We start from the raw sequence: 17409 nt of genomic DNA on the forward strand, positions 1-17409 counted from the left end.
ACTCTCGGGCCATAGGTGCGGTCAGGGCGTCGCCATATCGTGAGGCCCATGGTTCACACACCCCTCGACGCGCCCGCCCCTCACAGGGCCTCCGCCGTCGCGGCCTCAGACGTCGCGGCGCTGGCCGCGGGCACAGCGATCTTCGGCACCGGGGGCGGCGGGGCGGTCTACACCTCGCAGATCGTCGCCGAGGAAGCGCTCCGCGCGAACGGCCCGGTGCCCCTGGTCACCGTCGACGATCTCGGCCCCGACGACCTGGTGATCCTCATGTCGGGCATCGGCGCCCCCACCGTGGGCATCGAGATGCTCTCCTCCAACCGCCAGGTCGACCTCCTCGTCCGCGAGGCAGAGGCCGTCGCCGGCCGCCCCATCACCGCCCTCATGGCCGCGGAGATCGGCGGCAGCAACGGCGTCGGGCCGGTGGGCTGGGCCTCCCGCCTCGGGCTGAAGCTGCTCGACGCCGACGGCATGGGCCGGGCCTTCCCCGACGCGGCGATGGTCGCCATGAACGTCGCCGGAGTCCCGTGCGACTTCTCCGTCCTGAGCGACGTGGTCGGCAACGTCTCGGTGCTCAAGACCGTCGACCTGCACTGGCTGGAGCGGCACGCGCGCGCCCTCACCGTCGCCAGCGGCTCCATCTGCCTCGGCGTGCACTACCCCCTCACGGCCGAGACGGCCAAGGGCGCCGTCGTCGAGGGCACGGTCAGCGCCGCCATCCGCGTCGGCCACGCCCTGCTCTCCTCACCCGAGCCGGTCGCCGCCGTGGCCGCGGAGCTCGGCGGCTCGATCCTGCTCACCGGCAAGATCACCGACCTCGACCGCCGCACCGTCGGCGGTTTCTCCCGCGGCTCCGTGACGATCGCCGGTACGGGCACCGACCGCGGCAGGCTCCAGCGCCTGGAGATCCAGAACGAGAACCTGGTCGTCCTGGAGGACGGCGAAGTGCTCGTGAGCGTCCCCGACAACGTCACCATCATCGACGCCGAGACCGGCCACGCGATCACCACCGAGATGCTGCGGTACGGCCAGCGCGTCTCCGTACTCGCCTGGGCCTGCGACCCGATCTGGCGGACACCGCGCGGCCTGGAACTGGCCGGACCGCGGGCGTTCGGATACGAGCTGACCTACACCCCCTTCGAAGGAAGCACCCGATGACGGCCACGCGCGATCTCTCCATCGGCGTCGACGTCGGCGGCACAAACACCGACGCCGTCGCCATCGACAGCACCGGCACCGTGCTCGCCCACACCAAGCAGGCGACGACCGACGACGTCACCGGCGGCATCAGGGCCGGAATCGCCCATGTGCTCACAGCGCTCGGCGAGGACCGGTCACGGGTCTCACGGGTCATGCTCGGCACCACGCACGCCACCAACGCGATCGTCGCCCGGCGGCAGCTCGACCGGGTGGCGACCATCCGGCTCGGCGCCCCGGCGGCGACCGAGTACCCGCCGCTGCTCGGCTGGCCGGGCGATCTCGCCGGGCTCATCCTGGCCGGGTCCGCGATGGTCGGCGGCGGCCACATGGTCGACGGCACGCCGATCGCGCCGCTGGACCGGGACGCCATCCTGCGCTTCCTCGACGGCCTCGACCACTTCGACGCCGTCGCCGTGACCGGCATCTTCAGCCCCTCGATGCCGGACCAGGAACTCGAGGTCGCCGAACTGCTCCGCGCCCACCTCGGCCCCGACGCGCGCGTCTTCCTCAGTCACGACATCGGTCCCACCGGTCTGCTGGAGCGGGAGAACGCCACCGTCCTCAACGCGGCGCTGCACAGCGTGGCCCGCTCGGTCACCGAGGCCCTGGTGACGGTCGTCGACGAGGAAGGGCTCGACGCCGTCACCTTCTTCGCGCAGAACGACGGCACGCTGATGTCGCTGGACTACGCCGCCCGGTACCCGGTGCTCACCATCGGCTCCGGCCCCGCGAACTCCATCCGCGGCGCGGCCTACCTCTCCGGCGCCACCAACGCGATCGTCATCGACGTCGGCGGCACCACCTCGGACCTGGGCGTCGTGGTGAACGGATTCCCCCGCGAGTCCACGCTGCCCCGCGAGATCGGCGGCGTACGGACCAACTTCCGGATGCCCGACATCCTCAGCCTCGGCGTGGGCGGCGGTACGACCATCGACCCGGTGACCGGCGCTGTCGGACCGGGCTCGGTGGGCTACCGGATCGCGACGGAGGGCCTGCTCTTCGGCGGCCGGACGCCGACCCTGACCGACGCGGCGGCCCTCGCGGGGGCCTCGATCGCCGGACGGACCCTCCCCGCCCAGACGGCCGCCAACGAGCAGGCGCTGCGCGCCGCCCTGGAGCGCGCGCACGTGCTGATCGAGGAAGCCGTGGAACGGCTCTCCCTCGGCCGCGCCGACCTGCCGCTCGTGGTGGTCGGCGGCGGCGGCTTCCTCGTACCCGACGACCTGCCGGGCGCCGGTCCCATCGTGCGGCCCGACCACGGCGACGTGGCGAACGCGGTGGGCGCCGCGATCTCGCTCGCCGGAGGCCGCGCCGACCAGATCAGCCCGCTGGAGGACCGGGAGGCGGCCATCGCCCAGGCGTCGGAGGCGGCGATCGCCAAGGCGATCCAGGCGGGCGCCGACCCGCTGGAAGTGGCCGTCGTCGACGTGCTGGAGACCCCCGTCCCCTACAGCGACCGGCCGACCGTGGAAGTGTCGGTCAAGGCCGCGGGACCGCTGGCGCGGCTCGGCGAACGGGCCGCGGCGCGGTGACGGGGTTCACCGCGGGTGACGCGGCGCTCGCCGACCTTGTGGCGCTGCGCCGCGCGCTGCACGCCCACCCCGAGGTCGGCCTCGACCTGCCCCGGACGCAGGCGGCGGTCCTCACCGCGCTGGACGGCCTCGGCCTGGAGATCACCACCGGGGACGGTCTGACGTCGGTGACGGCCGTGCTGCGCGGCGGCCGGCCGGGCCCCGTCGTCCTGCTGCGCTCCGACATGGACGCCCTGCCGGTCCTGGAGGCCACCGGCCTGCCGTTCGCGGCGGCCAACGGCGCCATGCACGCCTGCGGCCACGACCTGCACATGGCGGGCCTGGTCGGCGCCGCCCGGCTCCTCGCGGCCCGCCGCGCGCAGCTGCCCGGCACCGTCGTGTTCATGTTCCAGCCCGGCGAGGAGGGATACGCGGGCGGTCGGCTGATGATCGAGGAAGGCGTCCTGGACGCGGCGGGCGAGCGCCCGGTCGCCGCGTACGCCGTCCATGTCGACTGCGTGACGCCGAAGGGCCGGGCGGTCACCCGGCCGGGTCCGATGATGTCGAGCGTCAGCGCGCTGCACATCCGGGTGACCGGGACCGGGGGCCACGCCGCCTACCCCCACCACGGGTTCGACCCGGTCCCGGTCGCGGCAGAGATCATCCTCGCGACGCAGTCCTTCGTGGCGCGCCGGATACCGGTCGCCGACCCGGCCGTGGTCTCGGTGACCCGTGTCTCCTCCGACTCCGCCGCGGGCAACGTCCTCGCCGCCTCCGTCAGCCTGGAGGCGAACATCCGCGCCCTGTCACCCGCGACGCTCGCGCTGGTGCGTGACGAACTCCCGGCGCTGGCCGTCGCGCTCGGCGAGGCGCACGGCTGCGCGGTCGACACCGAGTACGTCGAGTCGTACCCGGTGACGGTCAACGACCCGGCAGAGACCGAGCGGGTGCTCGCGGTGCTCGACGAGCGCTACGGCGACCGGGTGGTGCGCCTGCCGTTCCCCGGCATGGCCTCGGAGGACTTCGCCTACGTGCTCGAAAAGGTGCCCGGCACGCTGGTCTTCCTCGGCGTACGGCCCGAGGACGGTACGAGCGGTCCGATGCACTCCGATCGGGCGGTCTTCGACGACTCCCGCCTCGACGAACACGCGGCGCTCCTGGCGGAACTGGCATGGCGCCGCCTCGCGGGCCGAGGGGCGCCGCGCCCGCGGTGACCGCTCAGCCGAGCGCGCGCTCGAACAGGCGCGAGAGGACGGTCGCGCTCCGGGTCCGGTAGAGCCGGTCGGTGCGGCGGATCTGCTCGATGGTGTCCTCCAACTCCGCGATGGAGCCCGCCAGGACACGGACCAGGGCGTCCGCGACCCCCGACACGTTCCACACCCCGACACGTTCGAAACAAACGTTCAAGGAGGACATTGTGCACGCAGAGACCACCGTTCCGCAGCGCCGGGTGAGCCGTCTCGCCAACAACTACGCGCCCCTTCCGGTGCGGGCCGAGTCCGCGCGGGGCGTCTGGGTCACGGACGCCTCGGGCAGCCGCTTCCTCGACATGCTCAGCGCCTACTCCGCGATGAACTTCGGCCACGGCAACCCCACCCTGCTCGCGGCGGCCCACGACCAGCTCGCGGCCATGACCCTGATCAGCCGCGCCTACGACCACACCGAGATGGAGCGGTACGCCGCGGCCCTCTGCGACCTGGCCGGCAAGGACATGATGGTGCCGATGAACACCGGCGGGGAGGCCGTCGAGACCGCCATCAAGGTCGCCAGGAAGTGGGCCTACGAGGTCAAGGGCGTCCGCGAGAACCGGGCCGAGATCATCGTGGCCTCCGGCAACTTCCACGGCCGGACGACCACCGTCGTCGGCTTCTCCGACGACCCCGACGCCAGGAACGGATTCGGACCGTTCACCCCGGGCTTCGTGACGGTGCCCTACAACGACGCCGCGGCCCTGGAGGCGGCGATCACCCCCGACACCGCCGCCGTGCTGCTGGAGCCGGTGCAGGGCGAGGCCGGTGTGATCATCCCCGACGCGGGCTATCTGCCCGCGGTGCGCCGGATCTGTGACGAGCGGGGCGTCCTGTTCCTCGCCGACGAGATCCAGTCGGGCCTGGGGCGCACGGGGGAGACCTTCGCCTGCGACCACGTCGGAGTGACGCCCGACGTCTACATCCTGGGCAAGGCGCTCGGCGGCGGCATCGTTCCCGCGTCCGCGGTGGTCGCCGACAGCGACATCCTCGGTGTCCTGCGCCCGGGGCAGCACGGCTCGACCTTCGGCGGCAACCCGCTGGCCTGCCGGATCGGGACCGCCGTCGTCGACCTGCTGAGGACCGGGGAGTACCAGGAGCGCGCCCGGACCCTGGGGGCGCGACTGCGGGACGAGCTGACGCCGTTGGTCGGCCAGGGGCTGGTCTCGGTCCGGACCATCGGGCTGTGGGCGGGGATCGACGTCGACCCCGCGCTCGCCACCGGCCGTACCGTCTGCGAGGAACTGGCCCGGCGCGGCGTCCTCGCGAAGGACACCCACGGCTCCACCGTGCGGCTCTCGCCTCCCCTGGTGATCGAGCCGAGCGAGCTGTCCTGGGGCGTCGCCCAGCTCGCCGACGTCCTGCGGGCGCTGGCGTAAGCGGGTTCCGCCGTCCACGGGACGGCAGTGACGAGGGCCCAGGATCCGGCGGTGGTGATGGACGGTGGGCCCATCGCCGCCGGTCGGCGCCACGGCTATCGTGCGGCGCAGAGGCGGAAACAGACATACGGCACGCGGGCCGTGTCCACGCGGCGGAGCCGACGAGAACGAAGAGGCAGGGGTGCTCGATGCACAGGGACCAGCCGGAGACCGGCGCCGACGGCAGGGCCGCACTGACCGGAGTGGTCGTCGTCGACCTGTCCCACGTCCTGGCGGGACCGTACGCCGCGCAGACGCTGGCCGACCTCGGCGCGACCGTCATCAAGGTCGAGAACCCCGCGAACCCCGATGTCTCGCGCGGCTTCCCGCCGTACCTGCGCTCGGACGACGAGGAGTTCAGCGGGTACTACGGCCAGTACAACCGCGGCAAGCTCGGTGTCTGCCTCGACCTGGCCCGTGACGAAGGCAAGCAGGCCCTCAAGGACCTGGTCGCCCACGCCGACGTCCTCGTCGAGAACTTCCGGCCCGGCACCATGGACAAGCTCGGCCTGGGCTACGAGGTGCTGGCCGGGATCAACCCCCGCCTGGTGTACACGGCCATCTCCGGCTACGGCCAGACGGGCAGCCGCCGCCGCCGTCCGGCCTTCGACAGCACCGCGCAGGCCGCGGGCGGCCTGTGGTCGATGAACGGCTACCCCGACACCCCGCCGGTGCGGGTGGGCGTCACCATCGGGGACCTGTCGGCCACGATGTTCGCCGTCATCGGCACCCTGGCCGCCCTGCGGCACGCCGAGAGCACCGGCGTCGGCCAGCTGGTCGACGTCGCCCAGGTCGACAGCGTCGTCGCCATGACCGAGACGGCCGTCGTCGACTACACCGTCGACCGGAAGGTCGCGGCACCGGCCGGGAACGAGCACGCCTGGGTCAGGCCGTACGAGCTGTTCCCGTGCGCCGACGGGCAGGTGTTCTTCGGCGGCTACACCGACAGGCTCTGGGCGGCCAGTTGCGCGCTGTTCGGCACACCGGAGGCGGCCACGGACCCCGAGATCGACACGATGCGCAAACGCTTCGACAAGGAGACGTACGACCGCCGGGTGAAGCCGCTGGTCACCGGCTGGTTCGCCGGGCGGACCCGGCAGGAACTCGAAGACCTCGCGGGCGATGTCATCCCGCTGACGGCCGTCCGCGACATCGGGGAGGTCGTCGAGGACCCGGGCACCGCCGAGCGGGACATGATCGTCGAGGCCGACTACGGCCCGCTGGGCGCGCTGCGGATGTTCGGCTCGCCCATCAAGCTCAGCGCCACCCCCGCCGTGCCGGGGCGACCGGCCAACAAGGTGGGGGAGCACACCGACGAGGTGCTGCGCCGCTTCGCGGGCTACGACCGGGCGCGGATCGAAGAGCTGCGCGCGGCGAAGGTGATCTGACGATGGGTCAGGAGATCGTCCGTCGCGAGCCGTTGCTGACCGGGCCCGCCGCCGCGTATCGCTCCACCTTCGCGCCCAGCGCCCCTGAGCCGGTCCCCGGCGAGCCGCTGCCCCCGGGCTGGGAGGGGATCTACTTCCCCTTCGACGCGGCCTTCGCCGACCTGCGCCCCGACGGCTCGCCCGGCGGCGACGGCACGGTGCCCGACCCCGGCCTGCCCCGGCGCATGTACGCCGGTGAGGACACCCGCTTCCTGCGGCCCCTGCGCTACGGCGACACGGTCGAGCAGCGCACCGCGCTCGGCGCCGTGACCCGCAAGCGCGGCCGGGCGGGGGAGCTGGTCTTCGCCGACATCGAGCGGAGCTACCTGGTGGACGGCGCCGTCGCGGTCACGAGCACCTGGCACGACGTGTTCCTGCCCGCGAGCGACCCCGCCGCCGCGCCCGCCGACGTACCGGCGGGCGAGGCCGAGCAGTGGGACTGGTCGCGGCGGGCGACCCTGGACAGCCGGCAACTCTTCCGGTACTCGGCGCTGACCTTCAACACCCACCGGGTGCACTACGACCGGGCCTGGGCGCAGGACGTCGAGGGCCTGCCCGACCTGCTGGTGCACGGCCCCCTGATGCGCATGCTCCTGCTCGACTTCGCGACGCGCTCACTGCCCGGCCGCACGGTCCGCGAGTTCTCGATGCGCTCGGTCTCGCCCGCGTTCGTCGACCGGCCGGTGACCCTGGTCGGCCGCGAGGACGCCGACGGCGTACGGGTCCGCGCCCTGGACGCCGACCATCGCGAACTCGCCCGGGGCCGGGTGCGTACGGACACGCTCTAGAGGCGGCGCAGCCGCTCGGCGATCTCGTCCAGGCGGACGGCGAGCGACAGTCGGAAGAACAGCTCGTCGTCGCGCCAGCCCTCGCCCAGGAGCCGGGTCAGCCGTTCGAGCCGCTGGAGGATCGTGTTGGTGTGGAAACCCAGCTCCCGGCCGGTCCTGGTCGGGCTCGACTGGTTGCGCACGAAGGCGCGCAGGGTGGCGAGCAGATCCGTACCGTGCTCGGCGTCGTAGCGCCGTACCGGCCCCACCATCGTGTCGAGATACGCGGTCAGGGCGGCGGGGTCGGGCTCGAAGACGGCCGCGTAGGGGTGGTAGTCCTCGGCCCGCGCCGCGAGGTCGCCCGCCCCCAGCGCCTGGAGCAGCCGGACGGTGCGCTGCGCTGTCACCACCGCCGCGGGCAGGTCGCCGGACGCGGCGGCGCTCACCGACAGGACCGGGACCGACAGCGCCGCGCGCAGCTGGTCGTGGAGCCGCTGGACCGTGACGCCGGGCTGCCGGGACGACAGGGCGACGGCGACATGGCCGCCGTACTCGCCCACCAGCGCCCGGCTGTGCAGCGGACCGAGCAGCGTACGGGTCGCCTGCGGCCGGTGCTCGCCCGGCACGGCGAAGAGCACGAGGGTGTCGAGGTCCTGGACCGGGACGCGCAACCGCTTGGCCCGGCGCACCGCGTCGCGACGGCGGTCGGGCGAGCCGTCCAGCAGATCGGCCAGCAACTCGCCCTGCCTGCGGTGCTCCGCGTCGGACACGGCCTGCCGCTGCATGGCCAGGAGCGTGCCGACCTGCGCCCCCCGCTCGATGGTCCGCAGGTCGACGGAGCTGAGCGGGAAACCGCCCGTACCGAGCAGCACGGCGCCGAAGTAGTACGAGCCGGTCGTCAGGGCGGCGACCGCCCCGATGTCCCCGCCGTCCTCGACCAGGACGCAGCGGCCCGAGTCATGGCTGGCCCGGACGGCCTCGGCGACGGGTGCGCGGCGCAGTTCGTCGGCGGACAGGGCGCGCCCGGCCGTCACGATCACCTCGCCGTACTCGTCCACGACGGCCACCGCGCGGTCCAGGGCCTCGGCGAGCTTCTCCGCGATCGGCGAGAAGTCGCTGTCCTCCAGCACGGACCGGATGAGCTGCTGATGCACCGCGTTGGCGCGGTCCCGCTCGACCAGGTGCTCCCTCAACCGCTCCAGGGCGTCGCGCGCCTCCTCCTGCGAGCGCTGGAGGCGCTGGAGCCGCTGCGCGGTCTGGAGCACCACCGAGGCGTGGTTGGCGAGCGCCGAGAGCAGCGCGACCTGCTCGGGGGTGAAGGCGTGCTCGTCGCGGGTCCCGACGAACAGCACCCCCAGGACGTCCTCGTCGGAGAGCAGCGGCACGCCGAGGAGCGAGACCAGGCCCTCGGCGGCGACCGCCTCGGACAGCGAGTCCTCGTGCCACCCGGCGGAGTCGTCCTCGTAGCGCGTCACCCACTGCGCGGCGCGGGTCTCGACCACGAGGCTGGCCAGTCCGCGGCCGGGCGGCACCACCAGGCGCTGGAAGCGCGGGCTGACCGAGCCCGCCGTCTTGCGGACCCGCAGCGTCAGGCTGGCGGCGTCGAACTCCGACAGATACGTGACGTCGGAGTCCATCATGTCGTGCGCGCGCTCCACCAGCCGGGCCAGCAGCGCGTCGGCGTCCCGCTCCTCGGCCAGCTCCCGGGCGCTGGAGAACAGGGCGGTCAGCTCGTGCTCACGGCGGCGCAGCCGCAGTTGGTCGCGCCGCAGCCGGTACAGCCGCTCCGCGGCGCCCGCCGCGGCACCGCCGGTCACGCCGAGGTCCGCGAGCGCGCCGTCCAGCCGGTAGGGGTCCACCGCCTGTTCGCCGACGGCCGCGTCCAGGACGACCGCCAGCGCCCGCGCGCGGCCTTCCGCCGTACCGCCGTCCGCCGTACTCCGGTCCGCCCGCTCGGCTCCGCTCTCCACCGCGACCGCTCCCTCCGCGCGCCGCGCCGGCCTCTGCCGTCGGCCGCTGTGCGCTGCGCACACTCAGCGTGCCGTACGGCGTGCTGATGGTCCATAGCGGGGGGTTCCGCGCCGTCGTTAGCGTGACCAGCACCCGAGGGACGCGCCCCCGCGCGTCCCTCGGCACCACCGCTCCCGCCCGTGACCGCTTCCGGAGGAAGGCCATGGCATCGTGACCAGCCGTCTGTCGGGTTTCAGGAATCTCTCCGTCGACCAGCGCCGTGCCCGCGCCGCCGAGGCCATGGAGGTGCCCCTCGCCCTGTTCGACGCGCTCTCGCCGGACCGGGGCCTCTCGCTCGACCAGGCCGACCACATGGTCGAGAACGTCGTCGGCGTCCTCGGCCTCCCGGTCGGCATCGCGACCAACTTCGTGGTGAACGGCCGCGACGTCCTCGTCCCCATGGCGACCGAGGAGCCCTCGGTCGTCGCGGCGGCCTCGAACCTCGCCCGGATGACCCGCGACCACGGGGGCTTCCGTACCTCGTCCAGCGTCCCGCTCATGCAGGCGCAGGTGCAGATCCTCGACGTCGCAGACCCGGCGGGCGCGCGGGTGCGGCTGCTGTCCGCGGCCGGGGAACTGATCGCGCTCGCCAACGAACAGGACCCCGCGTTGGTCCGGTTCGGCGGCGGGGCGCGCGAGATCTCCGTGCGGCTGGTGCCCAGCAGGCGGCAGACCTACGTGGTGCTGCACCTCGTGGTCGACGTGCGCGACGCCATGGGCGCGAACGCGGTCAACACCATGGCCGAGGCCATCGCCCCCCGCGCGGCCGAGATCGCCCGCGGGCGGACCCTCCTGCGCATCCTCACCAACAAGGCCGACCTGCGCCTCACCCGTGTCTCGGCGACCTTCGACGCGGGCCTGCTCGGCGGCCCCGCCGTCGTGGAGAACATGCTGGACGCGGCCGAATTCGCCGTCGCCGACCCCTACCGCGCCGCCACCCACAACAAGGGCATCATGAACGGCGTCACCGCCGTCGTCCTGGCGACCGGCAACGACACCCGCGCGGTCGAGGCGGGCGCGCACTCCCACGCGGTCGGTCCTGACGGCCGCTACACCGCGATGTCGCGCTTCGAGAAGAACGCCGACGGCGACCTGGTCGGCACGCTGGAGCTGCCCATGCCGGTCGGACTGGTCGGCGGTGCCACCAAGGTGCACCCCGTGGCGCGGGCCAACGTCACACTGCTCGGGGTGGAGACGGCGAGCGAGCTGGCCGAGATCATCGTGGCCGTCGGCCTGGCCCAGAACGCCGCGGCGGTGCGGGCGCTGGCCACCGAGGGCATCCAGCGCGGCCACATGTCGCTGCACGCGCGCAATGTGGCCGTCACCGCGGGGGCCACCGCCGCCGAGATCGACACGGTCGTCGCGCGGATGGTCGCGGACAGGTCCGTACGCGCGGACGCCGCCGAGCGGATCCTGGCCGAACTGCGGGACCGGCCGTGACCCGGTCACCGGCCGCGCTCGGACTGCCCGTCGCCCACCGGTCGCCAGGACTGCCGGACCGGGTGACGGTCTACGAGGTCGGGGCCCGCGACGGGCTCCAGGCCGAGAAGGCGCGGGTGCCCACCGCGGCCAAGGTCCGGCTGATCCGCGACCTGACCGCCGCCGGGCTGCCCGTGGTCGAGGCGACCAGCTTCGTCTCCCCGCGCTGGATCCCGCAGTTGGCGGACGCCGCCGACGTGCTCGCCGCGCTGCGGGAGGCGGGCGCGGACCTGAGCAGACACCCCGTCCTGGTGCCGAACGACCGCGGTCTTGACCGCGCCCTGGACGCCGGGGCGTCGGCCGTCGCGGTCTTCGTCAGCGCGACCGAGACCTTCGCGCGCCGCAATCTGGCGATGGGCCGCTCGGAGGCGGTCGAGGTCGCGGGAAAGGTGACCGAGCGGGCACTGGCGGCGGGCGTCCGGGTCCGCGGGTATGTCTCGATGGTCTTCGGCGATCCCTGGGAGGGGCCGGTCCGCCCGGAGCGGGTCGCGGAGGTCACCCGGGACCTGGCCGACGCCGGGTGCCACGAGGTGAGCCTCGGCGACACCATCGGCGTCGGCACACCCGGCCATGTGGGCGCGGTCCTGGCAGCGGTCGCCGAAGCGGGTGTGGCCCGCGACCGGATCGCCCTGCACTTCCACGACACCTACGGCCAGGCCCTGGCCAACGTGCACGCGGGACTGCTCGCCGGGGTCACGACCTTCGACGCCTCGGTCGGCGGCATCGGCGGCTGCCCGTACGCGGGCTCCGCCACCGGCAACCTCGCGACGGAGGACCTGCTCTGGATGCTCACCGGTCTCGGCATCGAGACCGGGGTCGACCTGGACGCGGCGATGCGCGCGGGGCTCCGCGTCACCGCGCTCCTCGGCCGGCCGTCCCCGTCACGGGTCGTCCAGGCCCTGGACCGCGACTGGCCGGACGGGGACGGGGACCGGCCGGACGGGGACCGGGACCGCTGAGGCGCGGGCGGTCAGTACGGGCAGGCGGTCAGTGCTGGCGGACGGTCAGCACGGCCGGGCGGTCAGTACTGGTAGAAACCCGCGCCCGTCTTGCGGCCGAGGCGGCCCGCGTCGACCATCCGCTGAAGGATCGGCGGCGCCGCGTACAGCGGCTCCTTGTACTCCGAGTACATCGAGTCGGCGATGGCGGCGACGGTGTCGAGGCCGATCAGGTCCGACAGCTTGAGCGGGCCCATCGGGTGCGCGCAGCCCAGCTCCATGCCGTTGTCGATGTCCTCGCGGGTCGCGATGCCCGACTCGAACATCCGGATCGCGGAGAGCAGATACGGCACCAGGAGCGCGTTGACGACGAAGCCGGAGCGGTCCTGGGCGCGGATGGCGTGCTTGCCGAGCACGTCGGTGACCAGCGCCTCGGTCCGCTTGAGGGTGTCACTGCCGGTGGTGAGCGCCGGGATCAGCTCGACCAGGCGCTGCACCGGGGCGGGGTTGAAGAAGTGGATGCCGATGACCTGGTCGGGCCGCGAGGTCGCCACGGCCAGCTTGACCAGCGGGATCGAGGAGGTGTTGGAGGCCAGGATCGCGTCCTGCCTGCTCACCACCTGGTCGAGCACCCGGAAGATGTCGATCTTGACCTGCTCGTTCTCCACCACGGCCTCGATGACCAGGTCGCGGTCGGCGAACTCGCCCAGGTCGGTGGTGAAGGTCAGCCGGCCCAGCGTCTCGTCGCGCTCAGCCTCGGTGATCTTGCCGCGCTCCGCGGCCTTGCCGAGCGAGTTCGTCAGCCGGGTGCGGCCCAGCTCCAGGGCCTCACCGGTGGTCTCCGCGACCCGGACGTCGAGCCCGGCCTTCGCGCACACCTCCGCGATGCCCGCCCCCATCTGGCCCGCGCCGACCACTCCGACGCGCTGGATGTCACTCACTCGTCAGCCCCTGCCGCTTCCGTGCACCGCTTCCGTGTACCGGACAGACGTTACCTGTGTCCGGTACGCGCGGGACCGGCCGGGTGCCGGTCCCGCGCGTAGCCGAAGGAGCCGGGGTCAGCCCACGGAGCAGGCGGAACCGTTGAGCGAGAAGGCGGCGGGGGAGGTGTTCGTCCCCGGCGCGTTGCCGGTGAAGCCGAAGGTCGCGGAGCCGCCCGCGGGCAGCACCGCCGCGTAGCTCGGCGCGGTGACCGTCACGGCCGCGCCGCTCTGCGTGTAGTTCGCGCTCCACAGCGACGTGATGGTCTGGCCGCCGCCGAAGGACCAGGTCAGCTTCCAGTTGGAGATCGCCGCCGAGCCGTTGTTCTTGACCGTGACCGACGTCTGGAAGCCGCCGGGCCAGGAATTGGTGACGTCGTACGCCACCGAGCAGGCGCCGGAGCCGGGCGGTGTGGTCGGCGGGGTGGTGGGAGGCGTGGTGGGCGGGGTCGTCGGAGGTGTGGTCGGGGGAGTCGTGGGCGGGGTCGTCGGGGGAGTGGTCGGCGCAGTCGTACCGCCGGAGCCGTCCGAGGTGTCGCCGTAGACGATGCCGCGGCCGTTGGTCGCGATGTAGACGCGGCCGTAGACCCGGGGGTCGCCGGTGATCGCGGTGTTGGTCACGCCGTACTGGTGGGCGTTGTCGTTGATCCGCACCCAGTTCGCACCCGCGTCGGTGGAGCGGAAGATGCCGCGGACGCCGCCGATCTTCGCGCTGGTGTAGAGCGCTTGGTAGGCCGCGCCGGGGGCGGCCTTGCCGAAGCCGATGGTGTCGGCCTCCTGCACGTTGGCCAGCTTGGTGAAGCTCGCGCCGGAGTTGGTGGAGTGCCACAGGCCGTACGCGCCGCCCGTGCTGCCGCCCGCCACCCACACGTCGCCCTCGGCGCCGGGCAGCGCCTTGAGCTTGCCCGCCTCCGCGGGCAGCCCGGTGGCCGCCGTCGCGGCGAAGGTCGCTCCGCCGTCGGTGCTCACGTAGAACTTGCCGCCGTAGACGCCGTAGAACTTCTTCGGGTTGACCCGGTCGGAGCCGATGGCCGCGCCGGTCGGGATGCCGGTGGAGTCGGACCAGGAACCGCCGAAGCCGACCGAGTACTTGACGCCGGTACCGGACGGGGCCCACAGGAAGCGGCTGCCGTCGGCCGCCGCGGCGACCGTACCGCCGCCGCTGACCCCGGACGGGTCGGTGCCCGCGAACCAGTTGGCGCCGTTGTCGGTGGAGAAGGCGACGTGCGCGCCGCTGTCCGCGTTGCCGACCCTGACCATGGTGTTGGCGTTGGTGGCCGCGAAGTCCAGGCTCGTGGTGGTGGTGAAGTTGGGCTGGGTGAACATCATCGGGGGCACGGCGGTGAGGTCGGTGTGCCGGAAGCCGCCGATGTCACCGAGCGCGCTGATCAGCGGCGCGCCGGTCGGCGGGCTGATCAGGTCTTGGACCGACGTCTCCTCCAGGCCCCTGGCGTTGGGCTTGACGGTGAACTTCGCCCCGGTGTCCCAGTTGGTGAGGTTGTCGGTGCCGTAGACGGTGGCCCCGGTGCCGTACCACATGCGGTTGGAGTTGAACGGGTCGATCTCCAGCGACTCGGTCATCCAGCCGAGCTTGGGGGTCTCCTCCGGCGGCGACGGGTTGGCGCCCCAGCTCAGCCAAGGCGACGAGGAGACGTCCATGGTGTAGCGGTCGGCGCGGTTGGGGTAACTGGTGAAGTCCCAGGCCCGCGTCCAGGTCGCGCCGTTGTCGGTGCTGCGGAAGATCTGGGTGTCGGCCCACCACGAGCTGTAGCCGGTGACCATGATCGTGCCGGGGTGCTGCCGGTCGACGGTCATACCGCTGTAGCCGAAGTACGTGTCCGCGTCCGACATCGGGCTGATGTTGGTCCACGCGCCCGTCGCGGTCGCGTACCGCCACACCTGGCCCTTGGCGCCGTCGTACGGGCCGCCGGTGTCGCTGGTGGCGAGGTAGAGGTAGCCGTTCACCGCGTCCAGCACGCCCTTGTGCGCGATGTACCCGGTGGGCTGGCCCGCCAGCCGGGACCAGGTGGCGCCGCCGTCGGTCGAGCGGTAGACGGTGTTGGCCTTGTCGGCCACACCCACGTAGACGGTCTGCGTGGCGGAGCCCTTGGTGCCGGTGCGCGGGTCGAAGGTCACCCACACATCGCCCTGGTTGTCGCTCTGGTAGCCGCTGCTGTCGGACGGATCGGCCACGTAGTTCCCGACGTTGGGGAAGGCGGTGACCTTCGCCCAGGTGACACCGGAGTCGGTACTGCGCCACAGCCCGTTGCCGCTGGGCGCGGCGAAGTACAGGACGCTGTCCTTGTTGGGGTCGATGGCCAGCCGCTCGCCCATGCCGCGGCCGGGCATGTTGCCGCCGAGCTTGAACGGCAGCGCGGTCGCCGCCCAGGTCGCGCCGCGGTCGGAAGAGCGCAGGATGGCGCCGTTGTCGGGGTCCCAGGAGTTGGTGTACATGCCGACGGCCGCGTAGACCTTGTCGGGCGCGAGCGCGTCGGTGGCGAGGCTGACCACGCCGTTCCTGTTCCAGTCGGTCCAGCCCACCGAATCCAGTAGCGGCGTCCAGGACTTGGTGGCCTCGTTCCAGCGGTAGGCGCCGCCGATGTCGGTCCGCGCGTAGGCGAGGTTCTTCTCCGACTGGTTGAAGACGATGCCGGGCACGAAGCCGCCGCCGTCGATCCTGACGTTCTTCCAGGAGTACGTGTCCGCGACGGCGGCCGGTGCGGCGGTGGCCGGGGCCGCGGTGGCCGTGGCGGTGACCGCGGCGACCGCGGAGGCGCCGCCTATCAGGGACAGGGCCGCGACGAGCGCGGCGAGTGGTCTGCGGAGCATGGAAAGGCGTCCTCTCCGTACGGACGCGGGCCGCGCCGGGCCCGCGCGTGCGGGTGGTGGGGGGATGGACGGTGGCGCTATACATAGGAGGTGTGGGAGCGCTCCCATGATGTTAGCGCCCGCGCCGACGCCCGAGAAGGGGTCGTCAACGCTCCGTCCCGGCGGGGGCCGCACGAGGGAGTGGACCGAACGGCGGGTTGCCCCGGCGCCGGAAGTCACCCATCATCGGCGGATCATGACGGATGATCAGGAGGCTCGGATGGACCGGCTCACCCGCAGGACCTTCACTGTCGCGGCGGCGGGCGCGCTGGCCGCCGTCATCCCCGGCTCGGCGGCGCGGGCGGCCGAACCCTCCCGCGCCCCCCAGGGCGCACCGGGTCCCGCGGGTCACGGCGGACCCGGTGGTCACGGCCGCGACCTGCGCGGCATGTGGATCGCCTCGGTCGCCAACACCGACTGGCCCTCGGCCCCCGGACTCCCCGCCGACCAGCAACGTCAGGAATTGCTCGACCTGTTGGACACCGCGGTCGAACGGGGGCTCAACGCGGTGGTGTTCCAGGTCCGGCCGACCGCCGACGCCTTCTGGCCGTCGGCGTACGAACCCTGGTCGCGGTACCTGACGGGCACTCAGGGGCAGGACCCCGGCTGGGACCCGCTGGGCACCGCGGTGCGCGAGGCGCACCGCCGCGGCCTGGAACTGCACGCCTGGTTCAACCCGTACCGCGTCTCGATGGACACCGACGTCACCAAGCTCGCCCCCACCCACCCGGCCCGCCTCCACCCCGAGTGGATCGTGCCCTTCGGCGGCAAGCTCTACTACAACCCCGGACTGCCCGAGGTCCGACGTTTCGTGCAGGACGCGATGCTGGACGCCGTCCGCCGCTACCCCATCGACGCCGTCCACTGGGACGACTACTTCTACCCGTACCCGGTCGCCGGCCAGGTCTTCGACGACGACGCCGCCTACGCGCGGTACGGCGCCGGATTCCCCGACCGCGACGCCTGGCGGCGGGACAACACCGACCGCCTGGTGCGCGAGACCGCCGCCAGGATCAAGCGGATCCGGCCGAGCACCCAGTTCGGCATCAGCCCCTTCGGCGTCTGGCGCAACGCCGCCACCGACCCGCTCGGCTCGGCCACCACCGCGGGCGTCCAGACCTACGACGACCTGCACGCGGACACCCGCAAGTGGGTCAGGGAGCAGTGGATCGACTACATCGTTCCGCAGGTCTACTGGAACATCGGCTTCGCGGCGGCCGACTACGCCGCCCTCGTCCCCTGGTGGTCCGACGTCGTCCGTGGCACCAACGTGCGCCTCTACATCGGCGAGGCCCTGTACAAGGTCGGCGTCGCGGGCCAGCCCGACGCCTGGCAGGACCCGGCCGAATTGACCCGCCACCTCGACTTCTGCGCCCGCTACCCGCAGGTCCGCGGCAACATCTACTTCTCCGCCTCGCAGGTCGTCGCCGACCCCTTGGGCGCGATGAGCCTGGTCGCCGCCCGCTACCACCACCGCGGACGCCGCTGACGGCGGGCGGTCGGTCCTTCCTGCCCGGCCACGTCCGTACCGCCTGGCGTCAGCCGCCCCACGGCAGAAGGCCGGCTC

Annotated in this window: 13 protein-coding genes; 9 read left to right on the forward strand and 4 right to left on the reverse strand. The window is 72.9% G+C overall.

Annotation, left to right across the window (positions count from 1 at the left end; all coding sequences use genetic code 11):
• Positions 1-48: 48 nt before the first annotated feature.
• The 3 genes from ACIP4Z_RS11905 to ACIP4Z_RS11915 are packed head-to-tail and all read left to right on the forward strand — an operon-like array spanning position 49 to position 3922.
• Positions 49-1155 (forward strand): DUF917 family protein, encoded by a 1107-nt coding sequence (locus ACIP4Z_RS11905; protein WP_391046362.1) that lies wholly within the window; start codon positions 49-51, stop codon positions 1153-1155.
• Positions 1152-2729: a hydantoinase/oxoprolinase N-terminal domain-containing protein gene (locus ACIP4Z_RS11910; protein ID WP_391160967.1), complete on the forward strand. Its 1578-nt coding sequence runs from the start codon at positions 1152-1154 to the stop codon at positions 2727-2729. The genes ACIP4Z_RS11905 and ACIP4Z_RS11910 overlap by 4 nt, the downstream gene beginning before the upstream one ends.
• Positions 2726-3922: a M20 family metallopeptidase gene (locus ACIP4Z_RS11915; RefSeq protein WP_401306876.1), complete on the forward strand. Its 1197-nt coding sequence runs from the start codon at positions 2726-2728 to the stop codon at positions 3920-3922. Before ACIP4Z_RS11910 ends, ACIP4Z_RS11915 begins: the two co-directional genes overlap by 4 nt.
• A gap of 4 nt (positions 3923-3926) precedes the next feature.
• Here ACIP4Z_RS11915 and ACIP4Z_RS11920 read toward each other — a convergent pair whose 3' ends face one another.
• A complete protein-coding gene (locus tag ACIP4Z_RS11920) occupies positions 3927-4115 on the reverse strand; it encodes an Lrp/AsnC ligand binding domain-containing protein (protein ID WP_401306878.1) in 189 nt (62 codons plus the stop codon).
• Between ACIP4Z_RS11920 and rocD the strand changes: the two genes are divergently transcribed.
• The 3 genes from rocD (at position 4033) to ACIP4Z_RS11935 (ending at position 7588) form a co-directional block, all read left to right on the forward strand.
• Positions 4033-5334, forward strand: a complete 1302-nt coding sequence (rocD, locus tag ACIP4Z_RS11925) for an ornithine--oxo-acid transaminase (protein ID WP_401306880.1) — start codon at positions 4033-4035, stop codon at positions 5332-5334. The genes ACIP4Z_RS11920 and rocD overlap by 83 nt on opposite strands.
• Positions 5335-5522: 188 nt before the next feature.
• Positions 5523-6761: a CoA transferase gene (locus tag ACIP4Z_RS11930; protein ID WP_391160958.1), complete on the forward strand. Its 1239-nt coding sequence runs from the start codon at positions 5523-5525 to the stop codon at positions 6759-6761.
• A 2-nt stretch (positions 6762-6763) separates the two neighbouring features.
• Positions 6764-7588 (forward strand): hypothetical protein, encoded by an 825-nt coding sequence (locus tag ACIP4Z_RS11935; RefSeq protein ID WP_401306884.1) that lies wholly within the window; start codon positions 6764-6766, stop codon positions 7586-7588.
• Here ACIP4Z_RS11935 and ACIP4Z_RS11940 read toward each other — a convergent pair.
• Positions 7585-9537, reverse strand: a complete 1953-nt coding sequence (locus tag ACIP4Z_RS11940; protein ID WP_401306887.1) for a helix-turn-helix domain-containing protein — start codon at positions 9535-9537, stop codon at positions 7585-7587. The genes ACIP4Z_RS11935 and ACIP4Z_RS11940 overlap by 4 nt on opposite strands.
• A 211-nt stretch (positions 9538-9748) precedes the next feature.
• Here ACIP4Z_RS11940 and ACIP4Z_RS11945 point away from each other — a divergent pair, with 211 nt between their 5' ends.
• On the forward strand, positions 9749-11017 hold the full coding sequence (locus tag ACIP4Z_RS11945; RefSeq protein ID WP_401306890.1) for a hydroxymethylglutaryl-CoA reductase, degradative: 1269 nt from the start codon (positions 9749-9751) through the stop codon (positions 11015-11017).
• The gene (locus ACIP4Z_RS11950; protein ID WP_401306893.1) at positions 11014-12015 is read left to right on the forward strand and encodes a hydroxymethylglutaryl-CoA lyase; all 1002 of its coding nucleotides are present in this window, start codon (positions 11014-11016) and stop codon (positions 12013-12015) included. Before ACIP4Z_RS11945 ends, ACIP4Z_RS11950 begins: the two co-directional genes overlap by 4 nt.
• Before the next feature lie 62 nt (positions 12016-12077).
• On the opposite strand, the gene ACIP4Z_RS11955 is transcribed toward ACIP4Z_RS11950, so the two are convergent.
• Positions 12078-12935, reverse strand: a complete 858-nt coding sequence (locus ACIP4Z_RS11955) for a 3-hydroxybutyryl-CoA dehydrogenase (protein WP_355332800.1) — start codon at positions 12933-12935, stop codon at positions 12078-12080.
• A 117-nt stretch (positions 12936-13052) separates the two neighbouring features.
• Complete coding sequence (locus tag ACIP4Z_RS11960; RefSeq protein ID WP_401306896.1) at positions 13053-15803, reverse strand: cellulose binding domain-containing protein; 2751 nt, start codon at positions 15801-15803, stop codon at positions 13053-13055.
• Positions 15804-16062: 259 nt separating this feature from the next.
• Between ACIP4Z_RS11960 and ACIP4Z_RS11965 the strand changes: the two genes are divergently transcribed.
• Positions 16063-17331: a family 10 glycosylhydrolase gene (locus ACIP4Z_RS11965; RefSeq protein ID WP_391161382.1), complete on the forward strand. Its 1269-nt coding sequence runs from the start codon at positions 16063-16065 to the stop codon at positions 17329-17331.
• Positions 17332-17409 lie beyond the last annotated feature (78 nt).

Source organism: Streptomyces sp. NPDC088910 (assembly GCF_044749865.1).
GTDB lineage: Bacteria > Actinomycetota > Actinomycetes > Streptomycetales > Streptomycetaceae > Actinacidiphila.

Bases quoted from the DNA above. Each gene is read 5' to 3' on its own strand.
- rocD (WP_401306880.1), top strand. From the start codon at position 4,033: ATGGAGCCCGCCAGGACACGGACCAGGGCGTCCGCGACCCCCGACACG.
- ACIP4Z_RS11935 (WP_401306884.1), top strand. From the start codon at position 6,764: ATGGGTCAGGAGATCGTCCGTCGCGAGCCGTTGCTGACCGGGCCCGCC.
- ACIP4Z_RS11965 (WP_391161382.1), top strand. From the start codon at position 16,063: ATGGACCGGCTCACCCGCAGGACCTTCACTGTCGCGGCGGCGGGCGCG.
- ACIP4Z_RS11960 (WP_401306896.1), bottom strand. From the start codon at position 15,803: ATGCTCCGCAGACCACTCGCCGCGCTCGTCGCGGCCCTGTCCCTGATA.
- ACIP4Z_RS11930 (WP_391160958.1), top strand. From the start codon at position 5,523: ATGCACAGGGACCAGCCGGAGACCGGCGCCGACGGCAGGGCCGCACTG.
- ACIP4Z_RS11905 (WP_391046362.1), top strand. From the start codon at position 49: ATGGTTCACACACCCCTCGACGCGCCCGCCCCTCACAGGGCCTCCGCC.
- ACIP4Z_RS11910 (WP_391160967.1), top strand. From the start codon at position 1,152: ATGACGGCCACGCGCGATCTCTCCATCGGCGTCGACGTCGGCGGCACA.